This is a genomic window from Streptomyces sp. (genome assembly GCF_035645055.1).
Lineage (GTDB): Bacteria > Actinomycetota > Actinomycetes > Streptomycetales > Streptomycetaceae > Streptomyces.
Genome location: NZ_DASQNH010000060.1, coordinates 18,590 through 30,428, shown reverse-complemented (window position 1 = coordinate 30,428; position 11,839 = coordinate 18,590). Strand labels below are relative to the sequence as shown.

The 11,839-nt window shown below is 70.5% G+C and carries 10 protein-coding genes and 1 pseudogene; 7 read left to right on the top strand and 4 right to left on the bottom strand.

Annotated elements, in window-relative coordinates; all coding sequences use genetic code 11:
* The 5 genes and pseudogenes from VE614_RS20305 to VE614_RS20285 all read left to right on the top strand — a co-directional run.
* Window positions 1–544, top strand: a 544-nt coding sequence (locus VE614_RS20305) for an alanine:cation symporter family protein (RefSeq protein WP_324938785.1), incomplete at its 5' end; no start/stop codon positions are given.
* A 230-nt stretch (window positions 545–774) separates the two neighbouring features.
* Window positions 775–2,073 carry a Na+/H+ antiporter NhaA gene (nhaA, locus tag VE614_RS20300; protein ID WP_324938783.1) on the top strand — a complete coding sequence of 433 codons (1,299 nt, stop codon included), beginning with the start codon at window positions 775–777 and terminating at the stop codon, window positions 2,071–2,073.
* 915 nt (window positions 2,074–2,988) lie between these two features.
* Window positions 2,989–3,219: a hypothetical protein gene (locus VE614_RS20295; protein WP_324938780.1), complete on the top strand. Its 231-nt coding sequence runs from the start codon at window positions 2,989–2,991 to the stop codon at window positions 3,217–3,219.
* Window positions 3,220–3,283: 64 nt separating this feature from the next.
* Window positions 3,284–3,520 (top strand): annotated as a pseudogene (locus VE614_RS20290) (cation:proton antiporter); the annotation flags it as partial.
* 1,382 nt (window positions 3,521–4,902) lie between these two features.
* Window positions 4,903–5,061 carry a hypothetical protein gene (locus VE614_RS20285; protein ID WP_159072803.1) on the top strand — a complete coding sequence of 53 codons (159 nt, stop codon included), beginning with the start codon at window positions 4,903–4,905 and terminating at the stop codon, window positions 5,059–5,061.
* A gap of 179 nt (window positions 5,062–5,240) precedes the next feature.
* On the opposite strand, the gene VE614_RS20280 is transcribed toward VE614_RS20285, so the two are convergent.
* The 4 genes from VE614_RS20280 to VE614_RS20265 form a co-directional block, all read right to left on the bottom strand.
* The gene (locus VE614_RS20280; protein ID WP_324938773.1) at window positions 5,241–6,101 is read right to left on the bottom strand and encodes a lasso peptide biosynthesis B2 protein; all 861 of its coding nucleotides are present in this window, start codon (window positions 6,099–6,101) and stop codon (window positions 5,241–5,243) included.
* Window positions 6,098–8,038 carry an albusnodin/ikarugamycin family macrolactam cyclase gene (locus tag VE614_RS20275; RefSeq protein WP_324938771.1) on the bottom strand — a complete coding sequence of 647 codons (1,941 nt, stop codon included), beginning with the start codon at window positions 8,036–8,038 and terminating at the stop codon, window positions 6,098–6,100. The genes VE614_RS20280 and VE614_RS20275 overlap by 4 nt, the downstream gene beginning before the upstream one ends.
* An 8-nt stretch (window positions 8,039–8,046) precedes the next feature.
* Window positions 8,047–8,247, bottom strand: a complete 201-nt coding sequence (locus VE614_RS20270; protein WP_324938768.1) for a lasso RiPP family leader peptide-containing protein — start codon at window positions 8,245–8,247, stop codon at window positions 8,047–8,049.
* 368 nt (window positions 8,248–8,615) lie between these two features.
* Complete coding sequence (locus VE614_RS20265) at window positions 8,616–9,818, bottom strand: ROK family transcriptional regulator (RefSeq protein WP_324938765.1); 1,203 nt, start codon at window positions 9,816–9,818, stop codon at window positions 8,616–8,618.
* A 706-nt stretch (window positions 9,819–10,524) separates the two neighbouring features.
* Between VE614_RS20265 and VE614_RS20260 the strand changes: the two genes are divergently transcribed.
* Together VE614_RS20260 and VE614_RS20255 are read left to right on the top strand one after the other, a co-directional pair.
* Window positions 10,525–11,070 carry a hypothetical protein gene (locus tag VE614_RS20260; RefSeq protein WP_414719616.1) on the top strand — a complete coding sequence of 182 codons (546 nt, stop codon included), beginning with the start codon at window positions 10,525–10,527 and terminating at the stop codon, window positions 11,068–11,070.
* A gap of 61 nt (window positions 11,071–11,131) precedes the next feature.
* Window positions 11,132–11,587: a hypothetical protein gene (locus VE614_RS20255; RefSeq protein ID WP_324938762.1), complete on the top strand. Its 456-nt coding sequence runs from the start codon at window positions 11,132–11,134 to the stop codon at window positions 11,585–11,587.
* The last annotated feature ends 252 nt before the right edge of the window (window positions 11,588–11,839 follow it).

The window sequence follows — 11,839 nt, the reverse complement described above, 5'->3', positions numbered from 1 at the left end:
CCCCGCCAGCGAGGGCCTGGTCGCCCTGCTCGAGCCGTTCATCGACACGGTCGTCATCTGCACCATGACCGCCCTGACCATCGTCATCGCCAACCCCGCCAGCTGGGCCGAGGCCCGCGCCGGCGAGTCCATCGGCGGCGTGACGATCACCTCCGACGCCTTCGCGACGGTCCTGCCCTGGTTCCCGTACATCCTGACCATCGCGGTCATGCTGTTCGCCATCTCCACGGTGCTCACCTGGGGCTACTACTGCATGAAGGCGTGGACCCACCTGTTCGGCCGCGGCAAGGCCAGTGAGCTGACCTTCAAGGTTCTCTACACCCTGTTCGCGGTGGCCGGCTCGCTGCTGACCCTGCAGACCCTCATCGACATGGCCGACGCGGTGCTCTTCATGCTCGCCGTCATCAACATCATCGGCCTCTATCTCCTCGCCCCCGTCGTCAAGCGGGAGCTGAACTCCTTCCTCGCCTTCGTGAAGAAGCGCGACGCCGGCCTCGACACGGACGAGGGCACCGACCAGGAGCCGGTGAAGACCACCGTCTGACCGCCCCCGGCGGCCCGGCTCCCGAAGGGCCCTGACCTCACCTCGCGCCTTGGTGGGGACAGGGCCCTTCACCCTTGTTCCAGCAGGTAAGAGACGCCTGGTGAGGCTCCCGTGCGCCCGATAGGGTGCGAACAACGCGTCAAGGGATGACGCTGGTGTGCCGGGAAGTCTGGTCGGCGTCCGAGGGCCCGTGTGCCCATTTGTCGACATGCCCCGGAGGCCCGCCCCCAATGACGCAGTCACGTTCCCGCAAAGTGATCTTCGGCCTGCTGCCCTGGCCCGAGCGCCAAGCCGTCGCCGAAGCCCTGCGCACGGAGACGGTCGGCGGCCTGGTCCTCCTCGCCGCGGCCGTCGTCGCGCTCGCCTGGGCCAACAGCCCGTGGAGCGCGGCGTACGAGTCCGTACGCGACTTCCACTTCGGCATCCCCGCCCTGGGCCTGGACCTCTCGGTCGCGCACTGGACGGCCGACGGGCTCCTCGCGGTCTTCTTCCTGGTCGCCGGCATCGAGCTGAAACGCGAGCTCGTCGTCGGTGAACTGCGCACCCCTGCCACGGCCGCCCTGCCGGTCATCGCCGCCGTTTGCGGCATGGCCGTACCGGCAGCCCTCTACGCGCTCACCGCCGCGGCCGGGGGCGGAAGCCTGGACGGCTGGGCCGTCCCGATGGCCACGGACATCGCCTTCGCGCTCGCGGTACTTGCTGTCATCAGCACGCACCTGCCGTCCGCCCTGCGGGCGTTCCTGCTGACCCTCGCTGTCGTCGACGACCTCGGCGCCATCCTGATCATCGCGATCTTCTTCACCTCGGACCTGAACTTCTGGGCCCTGGCCGGTGCGTTCGCCGGGCTCGTACTCTTCTACGCACTCCAGCGCTTCCGGGTGCGCGGCTGGTGGTGGTACGTGCCGCTCGGCGTCGCGACCTGGGCGCTGATGTACAACTCCGGTGTCCACGCCACCGTCGCCGGCGTCGCCATCGGCCTCATCCTGCGCACAACCCGCGACAAGGGCGAGGAGCAGTCCCCGGCAGCCCGGGTCTCGCACCTCGTCCACCCCTTCTCCGCCGGTGTAGCGGTCCCGTTGTTCGCACTGTTCGCCGCCGGCGTCGCCATCTCCGGCAGCGCCCTCGGCCACGTCTTCACCGACCCGGAGCCCCTCGGCGTCGTCATCGGCCTCGTCGCCGGCAAGATCCTCGGCATCTTCCTCGGCACCTACCTCGCCGCCCGCTTCACCCGAGCCCAGCTCAACCCCGAACTCGCCTGGGCCGACGTCCTCGGCCTCGCCACCCTGGCCGGGATCGGATTCACCGTCGCCCTCCTGATCGGCGAACTCGCCTTCCCTGACCCGGCCGAAGGCGAGCACGTCAAGGCGGCCGTCCTCGTCGGCTCACTGATCGCCGCCGTCCTCGCGGCCGTACTGCTGCGCCGCCGCAACCGCATCTACCGGCGCCTGTGGGAAGAGGAGGAACGCGACGAGGACGCAGACGGCATCCCCGACATCTACCGGACGGAGTCAGCGGGCAGCGACAGGTGACCCTGGGGGACGCGGGACACGCGCTCCTCGGCGCGGCTGTCGTGGTCGCCATCCTGGTCATTCGCACCACCGTTCGCGAAATAAGGGAACCGGGGACGCTCGACGCGAGTGGTCCGTCCTCCGGCAACGGCGGGTCCTGGCCACCGGCGCGGCAACGGCCCTGGTCCTCGGCACCGTGGGCTGGGCGCAAGCCGGACCGCCGGCCGCCCCGTGGGCCGTGCTCGCCGGTCTCCTGACAGCTCGGATGTTCGGTAGCGGAAGGTGACAGGACGTTTCAGGTCCTGTGGATCGTGGTGTCGACGCTCGTGTTCGTACCCCTGGCAGTGGCCTCGCTGAGGGGATGGACGCCGCGCTGGGCGCCCGCCATGAGCACACGCGTCGCGAAGGCTTGGGGCCTCCTGCTCGTCGCCGTCGGAATGGTGGTCTGGGCCTCCCTGGCCGGCCACCACCCGCACCTGCCCCTGGGCGTGTGTAACCCTGAACCGGGTCCCCTGGCTACGGGCTCCCCTGGCTGCGAGGAACAAGGGCAGTGCGCCGTCCGCACTGATGCGTCACACGGGACACGGCCACCTCAAGGGCCTTCGGCTCTTCACGCGGAGCCGCGCGCAGGACACGACTGGTGTCCTTGGCCGTGTCGGCACCGAGGTCGCCTTTGAGGTGGATGACGAGGAGTTCTCGGCGAGGGTGGAACCGACGCAGCAGTGCGCGCGAGCCGCGTCGGAACCGTTCGGCCGGTGACATCGGTGGCATGAGCGCTCCAGGGCAGGCGTCGGCAGTTGCCGACCAGCCTTCCCGTCGCACCGAGGTGTTGGCCTGGTGCGCCATGGTCCCGTTCGTCCGTTGGTACCTGCAATGGCAGTCCGGCCGTCACCGGGGTGCCCACGCACGCCCCCTCACGACGAGGAGCCCGTTGCGATGAACGACGACGAACCCGTCTTCAAGAAGAGCAAGTGGGGCACCAGCCGCTACGTCCACAACCCGAACAACCCGATCGGGCTGGCCCTGATCGTGGCCAGCAGCGTCTTCGCCCTCCTCGTGATCATCCTTATGGAGAACCGGGCGGGCCCGTTCGCACCACCCGCGTCTCCCACGTGGAGCCCGCCCGCGTCTCAGGCCCCTTGGCCCTTCCCCTCAAGTACGCCGTGATCAGCAGGTGTGTGTCATCGATGCTTGAGCGATCGGTCGGGGGGGGGCGGCGCCCCGAGGTCTCTTGCCGATCATCACCGCGCTGCTCGCCGGGGTGAGCCTGGCCGCCGGAAGCCTCACTCTGGCCATCGCCCTCGGCGTCGCGGGCTTGGTGCTGTTTCTCGCGGTCCGTTTCGGGCGGGTCATCTCCCGGTTCGTCTCCAGCGACGATCCCGAGAAGCTCCTGCTCGTCGTCCTCGGCCTGACCCTGCTGGTCGCCGGCATCGCCCAGCAGCTCCAGGTCTCCGCCGCCGTCGGCGCGGGGGCCTTTCTCCGGCTCCGGAACGGCCTGCCCCGGGCCGGAGCGAGCGTCACGACCGCGCCCCGCTGACGCCACTATTCGCGCAGTTCTGTGACTGGCCCGCCAGCGACATGCGAGATACGGGCCTCACCCTGCTCGGACACCGCGACCGGCCGGGTCGTGGGGCCCCAGCGGCCCGGCAGCCGGCGCGAGGAAGTGCGGGCACAACGGAGTACCGGATGAGCGACAGGCATTGCGGTCGCGGCGCACGGTCACGAACGGGGCCTGACGATCCAGACGGCGCAGTCGTCACCCACCCCGCCGCGTCCAGAAGACGACCGGCGTCTACGGCCAGGACCCCGGCACCACCGGCCACACCATGGCCCACTCCCCCTGCTGAGTGGGCCAGTGGGATTGTCAACGACGGCGGGCAGTGGGACATCCGGCGACAGCCCGCTACCGCGACCTGCCGACAGGCCGGCACCACAGTCCCGCAACAAGCCAACGCCTCAGCCGCCCGCCGCCTGGGGAGTTGGGGCGCCGCGGTACAACGATCGGTGCCGGTGAGGAGTCCGTTCACTGTCACGCCTCGCGTGCTCAGGCGGGCAGCCCGCCGGGGCCACGGCAACTGCGGGGCGCCCGCACCGGCGTGAGCACCAGCAGCGTCGGCGTCTTCGGCCCCGACGAGTACGGCGTCTCCTCCGGCTCCCGCATCGGGGACACCTTCCTCGGCTGAGGTCACACGCACACCGGGCCGATGGCTCCGCTCGTGCGGACAACTCCCCCTGTAAACCGAGGCACATGAGCGGCGAACCGGCGACACCCGTCATCCGGCACCGGGCGCCGGTCTGCCCGGCTGCCTCCATGGCACCGGTTCTCTCCCGGTGCACAACTGGCAGCAGCACGGCTCACGGGCGGGCACAGCGGCGGTTCCCGGTGATGAACGCCCCCTGTAAATGTGATGGAAATCACATAACTTGGGGTGGAGGCCGCTTGAGGGGGTTCGGCGGGGGCCGACCGGACTGGGCGGCTCTGTTTTTGGGCTCCGAGAGGGTGAGCAGGGACCCTTCGGTCTTCGATTCGGCGCCTGTGGTGTGTCCGGGGTCCGCCGTGCGTGGTGTCGCCGCGGCGTGGGTATGCCGTGCCGGTGTCCCGTCGGCCCTCTGCGGGGTCGTTCGAGGCGGGGGACGCGCTGCGGCCGTCTTGTCTTTCGTTTCTCTGTTTCCGGCGGGGGGCGCGCCGGGCGTTGCTCCGATTTGAATTATCGGTATCGATAACCTGCTGGCGCAAGGCCCCTGTAAGCACGTCAGTGCCACAGGAAGGGCGATTGCTTTCAACCGGGTTGCAGAGAACACTGGATTACGCAAAGGGGGCGGTGATCCGTGGAAGGGAGGTGGCAAATCATGGGTGTCAAGATGACGATGACCACCCGATGCTCGGTTTCCCTGCAGCGGGAGCAGCTGCGGATGGTCATCATCGTCGTCGTCCTCGTGCTCTGGCTTGTGCTGGCGCAGGTGCACGGGGCTGCGACACCGGTTGACGCGCTGTTGGGGCGCATCTGAGGAACCTGTCCGTTCCTCGCGAAGGGCGGTTGCCGACGGGGCGGCCGCCCTTTCGCCTTGCCAGGTTAGCGCGGAAAGGGTGAGGGGTGAAGTCCTTTCCCGCGCCGACTCGGCCACGGCGCTTGGAACTGCCCGGTAATGTCTTCACTCGTGGCCCGAAAGGGCGGGATTCGAAGAAATCACGTCGTCAGAATGCGCCGGAAGGCATCGATGCGCTGCTCGTCAGTGGCCATGACCGGGCCGGCCTCGGTTTCGATCCAGGCGTGGAACCGGTACGGGTCGGCGGCCGTGCCGATGCACCACGTCGTCCGGCGTCTGCGCAGGGCCAGCAGCGTGAGCGCGGCCAAGGAGGTTTCGAGGCAGGCCGCGCGTCCGGGATAGCGTGCGGCGGCCTGTCGTACCGCTGCCAGAGCCGCCGCGGCCTGGGCCCCGGTGGCGTCGAGCCGGCACCAGCGGTGTGAGGTCCAGCGCACCACCCGCAGGAGCACGGGGAAGGGCAGCCGGATCAGCACCAGGGCGATCAGCAGGCAGAGCAGTCCCAGCGGCGGAGTGCGGCGGACGGGCAGGCGGCCCGGACGGGGCGCCTGTGCCCCGGGATCGGCCGCCATGGTCACCTCCGCCGTGCCGGCTGCACTCCTTGCGTCGTCGGCGAGGGGATGGCGACGTGCCTGGCCGGCAGCGGTTCCGGGCGCGCCTGGGCCGTCGCCCGGCCCGTTCCCGGTGGCCGCTACAGGTTTGTCGCCGGGGGGTGGGTCCGGCTGCCCGCCCGCGGGACAGGCGGTGAGCAGACCGCGCTCGAGGAGGGCGTCGGCCAGTTGCCGCGCGTCGTGACGGATCAGGTCCCTGCTCAGCGCCGGAAAGTGGTGCGCCGTCACGCGGACGCCCGTCTCGAAGTCCCGGCTGCGGCGCCACTCCTGCCACAGCAGTCCCGCCACGGGGTTCATGGCGAAGCAGTGCCCCGAGCGGGTGTCCAGCAGCACAGCGTCTCCGTGGTCGCCCGGGCTCTCCTGCACGAAGTCGGGTACGTGCAGCCGGTTCACGGCGCCTCCCCGGCCGTACCGAGGCCGTCCAGCCAGACGTCCACCCCCACCAAGCGGTTGAGCGCGGAGAAGGGGGCGGCAAAGCCGTGCACGGCGGCGTCGAGGTCGGCGACGACGCGTGCGGGTTCGATGACGCCCAGGTCGGCGAGCGGCAAGCGGGCCAGCCGCGCACGCAGATCTGCCGCGGCGCGGCGAACACCCCGGTAGTCCTCGGCCGCGTAGGAGCCCTTGGTACGCCGGTCCAGCACGGCGTCGGGCACCGCACCGGCCAGCGCGGCCCTCAGGAGCGGTTTGACGGTGAAGGGGTCCGCCTTCGCCGGCGTCGGCAGGCTCATCGCCGCCCGGACGACGGCCCCGTCCAGGAAAGGTGCTTGCGGCCACACCCCGAACGGCCGGGCCACGTCGACCAGGTCACTGTGCAGGCCGGCCGAGGTGTGCAGTTCGGCGAGTGCTGCGCGCGTGCCGGGACCCGGCCCCGGCCCTTCGCGCCGTACCTGCCCGGCCCGCTCGACGGCCAGTTCGGCCAGGTCACGGCGGGCTCGTGGGGTCAGCCACGAAGCCTCGGGGCCGGGCGGCGGCCACCAGGCGATGGCGTCCAGCCACTGCGGCGGGTGCGCCGGCGGCTGCTCCAGCCGTGCGGCCAGGTCGTGCAGCGCCCGGTCGATCGGGGTACGGGCCAGCCGCACGGCCCGGCGGGCGATGCCGGCGGGGGCCACGCGGCGCAGCCTGCCCAAGGCGAGGGCGTCGTGCGCGAGACGGCGCACCGCCCGGCCTGCGGCCACCTCGCCGAGGTGTGAGGGCGGGGCGGTCAGCAGGGCGTCGCCGCCCTCACCCGTGACATGGACGCCGCCCCCTCGGCTCGCGATGTGCGTCAGGCGGCAGCGGAGCCGGGCGACGACCGCGGTGGACGGATCGGGCTGGTCCGGGCGTCCGCGCGCGCTCAGAGCGGCGTACGGCAGTGACGTATCGCCGCCCACGGTCAGGTGCAGCCGGACGGCGGCCGATGCGCGGGCGTGCTGCACGGCGTGTTCCAGGTCGCCCGCCGGGGCTCCCGGATGGTGATAGACGAAGGCGTCCAGTGGTTCTTCCGCCGCCTGCGCGGCGAGGAAGGCCAGCGAGGTGGAGTCCAGGCCGCCGCTGAAGTCGCAGGTGACTCGGGGGGCGTCGTGCACGCGTAGGGTGACGGCCTGCCGCAGGGAGTCGCGCAGCCGGGCCGCGGCGTCCTCCATGCAGGCGTCGGCGTCGGGGCCGGGTGCGGCGTAGGACCGGGTGACGGCGTTCGTGGCGCAGTCGACGTGCAGGGCCTCACCGGGACCCAGCCGGTGCACGTCGGTGAAGGCGGTCCGTGTTCCGACGAGTTCCGGCACTGCGGGGCAGACGATGTGCGCCGCGAGCGCCAGGGTGTCCGGGGACGACTCCCGTCCCGTCAGGGCGGCCACGGCGGTGGCGCGGGTGGAAACGACGGTACGACCGTTGCGGTGTGCGTAGTAGAGCGGGAACTGACCGGCTGGGTCGGTGTAGGCGGTGAAGCGGCCGTTGTGTTCCAGCACCAGCAGCAGGTAGGCCCCCGGCCACCGGGTCAGTGCCTCCCAGTCGCCGTCGTGTGCGGAACGCCTCAGGTCGTCCTCCATCCGTGCGGGGCCGGCCAGGCACTGGCCCACGGCGACGACTCCGGCCCGCTCCGTCGCCGCGGTGCGCACCTCACCGGCGTGCCAGGCGCCCCATGACCACAGCCGGGGGTCGGCGGCCCAGACCTGTGCGGCCGGCGCCGGTAGGCGGGGACCCGGCGGCAGGATCGCCGCGATGGCCGGTCCGGCCGGCAGGCGGATGCCGAGTTCACCGGTGTCCGGGCCGGTGCCGGTGATGCCGGTCGTGCCGCTGGGGCCCGTCGCGGGGGCCGTGCCGACGGCGCCGGTCGTGCCGGGGAAGACGGCCACGACGACTCCTACCAGTAGTACTGGGCGTTGGCGTCGGCGTTGCCGTTCGGGGAACTGCCCAACGTCAGGTCACGGACGTGTCCGAGATCAACGAGGGAGGGGGACACATAGGCGGCGTCCTGGTCCGGGGGCGGCCCGTCCGGGAGCGTTCCGCTTCCGCCATCGGCAGCGCAGCCGGACAACTGCTCGAACAATTTCTCACAGGACATCGGGCCGCCTCGGGTCAAGGGCACGGTTACCTCACCAGGAAGAAAAAGCACAAGTAAGTAGCCTTTCCGGCCACCGGTCCGCATGAGCGCAGTATGCCACGTGATCTTTAGGCGCAGCCGGGATTCAGCAAGCCGTGCACGCACTGTCTGACCAGCGGTATTCCCTCGCCGTTCGGACCGGTGAACGGCACGGGCACCAGCCCGTTCCTGGTGTGCGGCACGCCCCCCGTGCAGTTCGATAACGGCGGCGCCGGCAATTGAAGCCGATATCGCACCCGGCTTGGCGCGCATCCATCATTCCGAAGGACCAAGCACGGCAGAGGCACCTCACGGGATTCGATCGCCGCGGCACAGCGCCCGCGACCGGGTCACACCGTGCTCTTCGGGCTTTCCTGACCGCGCAGCCCGAGGACGAGGGCCCCCTGAGCCTCGGCCCGCGTCCCCAACTCACTCAGTTCCAGGACGGAGCCGGAATCCTCGGCGACTGCGCCGGGGAGGGCGAAGCGGTGCAGCGACTCCTTGCAGCCCTCCAGGAGCAGGTGGCACTCCGTGAGCTGACCGCCCACGACTACGACGTCGGGGTTGATGAGATTGCACAGTTGGGCGAGGAAGGAACCCAGGGTGCGTCCCGCGTCCTTGATCACGCGCATACAGACGGGGTCCTGCTCCCGGGCGGCCCGGATCACGTCCTCCAGGTGCTCGAAGGCCGCGGCGCCCGTCCTGGTGCGGGCCTGGCGCACCCGCTGCACCAGGGCTTCCGCGCCGATCACGGTCTCCAGGCAACCGCGGCCCCCGCACTGGCACATCACACCGTCCGGCTCCAGGGTCAGGTGGCCGATCTCCCCGGCCATTCCGCCGCGTCCGCGAAGGAGGTTGTTGTGGATGATGATTCCGGCTCCGACGCCGGTGGAGGCCTTGACGTAGATGACGGTCTCCGCGTGTTCCCGCCGGCTGTACGTCTGCTCGGCCAGCGCACCGAGGTTCGCGTCGTTGTCGATGACCGCGTGCACGCCGAGCCACTCCCCCAGGTCCCGCGCCGGGTCGTCACCGTGCCGCCAGGGATGGAGGACGGGCCGCGTGAACTCGTTCGTGCGCGGATCGATCATCCGCGGCACGGCGATGCCGAGCGAGAAGACATCGGACAGGGTGCAGCCGGTGTCCCTGACCGCCTCCCCGATCAGGTCCTGGACGGCGGGGCGGGCGCGGTTCCAGCCCCGGCTCACCCCTTCCGAGTTGGCGCGGACGGACACGGTCTCGTAATCCTTGTCCAGCCGGCGCGCGACCACCGTGACGTGGTTGAAGCCGACGTGCACCCCCACGCCGACCAAGTCGGTGGGTACGAGGCACACCCTGCCGGCTCGCCCCCCGTCCGTCCGGGCGCCGGTCACCAAGCCTTCCCCTTCCAGTTCCCGGACCGCGGTGGACACCGTTGCCTGGGAAAGCACGGTGCGCCGGGCGATACCGACCTGGGTGTCCGCCTTGATCGCGATGGCCAGCAGTACCTTCCTGCGGTTCTCATTGCGTTTCGGTGATCCGGCTAACCCGTTGAAGAAGTCGCGAATGCCAGCCATGACGCCCCCCTTGGCCTGGCCTGCCCCCGCAGGCAGGTCGCCTCCCCCTCGACCGTAGCAGGTGGATCTTCGAATTGAAGGAGGGGCGACTTCGATTGACATGACGATCACCGCGGCCACCCGAAGCCCAGGATTCGGGCACGTCCGGCACGCATGATTGGAATTGACCGAAAATGACATTCGGAGGCCGGGCAGCTCACTTGAATGCCCGATCATGCACACGGTTGTGCGTACGCCGTTCGGGGGGTGAGCACGACCCGGGGACGGGCGCAGCGCGGAGGCGAAGAACTCAGCCGGAGACGGAGGGCAGCGCGGAGGCGGAACTCAGCGTGAACGCGGACCTCAGCGCTGAGGTACCGAGGCGGGCGACGCCGGGGAGGGCCGGGCGGGCGGCGCCGGGGAGGGCCGGGCGGGCGGCGACGGCAAGCGGATCAGAGCGCGCTCCCGCCCCAGCCCCCACGCTGCGCTGCCAGGCGCGGGCGGGCGGGGGCGGGAGCGGGGGACGCCTCGTCACGTGCCGAGTCGGCGCCGCGGCACGTACGCACCGCAACTGCACCCGCCGTGCTGCCGTACGTCGTCGACGAACTCGTCCCCGCGCACGCTCCGTCGCCGTCCTCGTGATCGGAGCGCCGACATCGCCTCCCTGGACCGCTGCGAGGTATTCGACCGCGTCTCACTGCTCACCCAGGACTTCCAACGCTGGCCCGTGACAGCGGCGTTGAACATCCGGATCGGCCGGCCCGCCCGGGCGGCCGACGCCGAGCACCTACAGCCTTCCGTGGTCTACGCCGGTGCAGGACCGGTCATCGCAAGACTTCCCGACGGCCTGCGCACCCTGCTGGCCCGGATGTTCCGCGGCGCGAGCGAACTGTCCGGCGGCGAGTGGCAGAAGATCGGCCTCGCCCGGACCCACTGGCGCAGCGCCACCTCGGATGCCGACGGCGTGCTCATCGTGGACGAGCCCACCTCCGCCCTCGACCCGGAAGCGGAGATCGCCGCCTTCGACCGCATCCGCCGGCTCGCCGCCCCGAACCGGGCCGTCGTCCTGGTCACCCACCGCATGTCCGGCGTCCGCCACGCCGACCGCATCTATGTCCTGCACCACGGACGGCTCGTCGAGCACGGCAGCCACGACGAACTCATGGCCACCCAAGGGCGCTACGCCTCGATGTTCGACGCGCAAGCCGCCCAGTACGCCCCCGCGGGCACCATCCCCCGCCCCGGCTCCCCCACCATCGCAGATCCCGCATGACCCGCTCGAAAGGCCCCAGGGTGACGACTCCCCCCCACTACCGCGCAGGAACACGAGCCCAGTGCACCGCGGCACCGGCTCGTCGATCAGCTCCTCGCGGCCGGTCACATCCGCACCGCCACTGTCGAGGCCGCCCAGGCGCAGGGTTCCCCGCCATGCTTTCGCACCGGAAGTGCCCGTGCAGACCGTGTACGCCGAAGACATCATCCCCACCCGCCACACGCCCGACGGCCGCATCAGCAGCTCCGTCAGCGCACCGTGGCTTCAGGCCGTGAAGCTCGAAGCGGCCCGCATCCAGCCGGACGAGCGTGTCCTGGAGGTCGGCTCAGGCGGTTACAACGCCGCCTTGATCGCCGAACTGGTCGGCCCGACCGGACAGGTCACCACCGTCGACATCGACCCAGACGTCACCGACCGCGCCGCCCGCTTCCTCGCCGCCGCCGGGCCAAGTTCCCGCAAAGCCAGCCTTCGGGAGCACGTCTTCCACCCAGCAGGATGCGCACGATCAGCTAGGTGACGCACTATCAGAACGAGCGTCAAATGAGCGCCACCAGCGTCATTTCAGCGTCAAGATATCGCCCGCAACGCCCACACCGCGCATAATGCGCACGCAAGAAACCGCAGCTCTGAGCCCTTCGCGGCCGGTTCTAGGATCGCGACACACTCAACGTGGTGGGTCATCGGAAGAAAGGTGCCGGTCTGAGCAGGACCCGAAGACCTCCAGGTCAAAGGCGGTTTCCTGGCTCGCCTCTCTTCGTGATGACGCCAT

Bases quoted from the DNA above. Each gene is read 5' to 3' on its own strand.
- nhaA (WP_324938783.1), top strand. From the start codon at position 775: ATGACGCAGTCACGTTCCCGCAAAGTGATCTTCGGCCTGCTGCCCTGG.
- VE614_RS20295 (WP_324938780.1), top strand. From the start codon at position 2,989: ATGAACGACGACGAACCCGTCTTCAAGAAGAGCAAGTGGGGCACCAGC.
- VE614_RS20285 (WP_159072803.1), top strand. From the start codon at position 4,903: ATGGGTGTCAAGATGACGATGACCACCCGATGCTCGGTTTCCCTGCAG.
- VE614_RS20270 (WP_324938768.1), bottom strand. From the start codon at position 8,247: ATGTCCTGTGAGAAATTGTTCGAGCAGTTGTCCGGCTGCGCTGCCGAT.
- VE614_RS20265 (WP_324938765.1), bottom strand. From the start codon at position 9,818: ATGGCTGGCATTCGCGACTTCTTCAACGGGTTAGCCGGATCACCGAAA.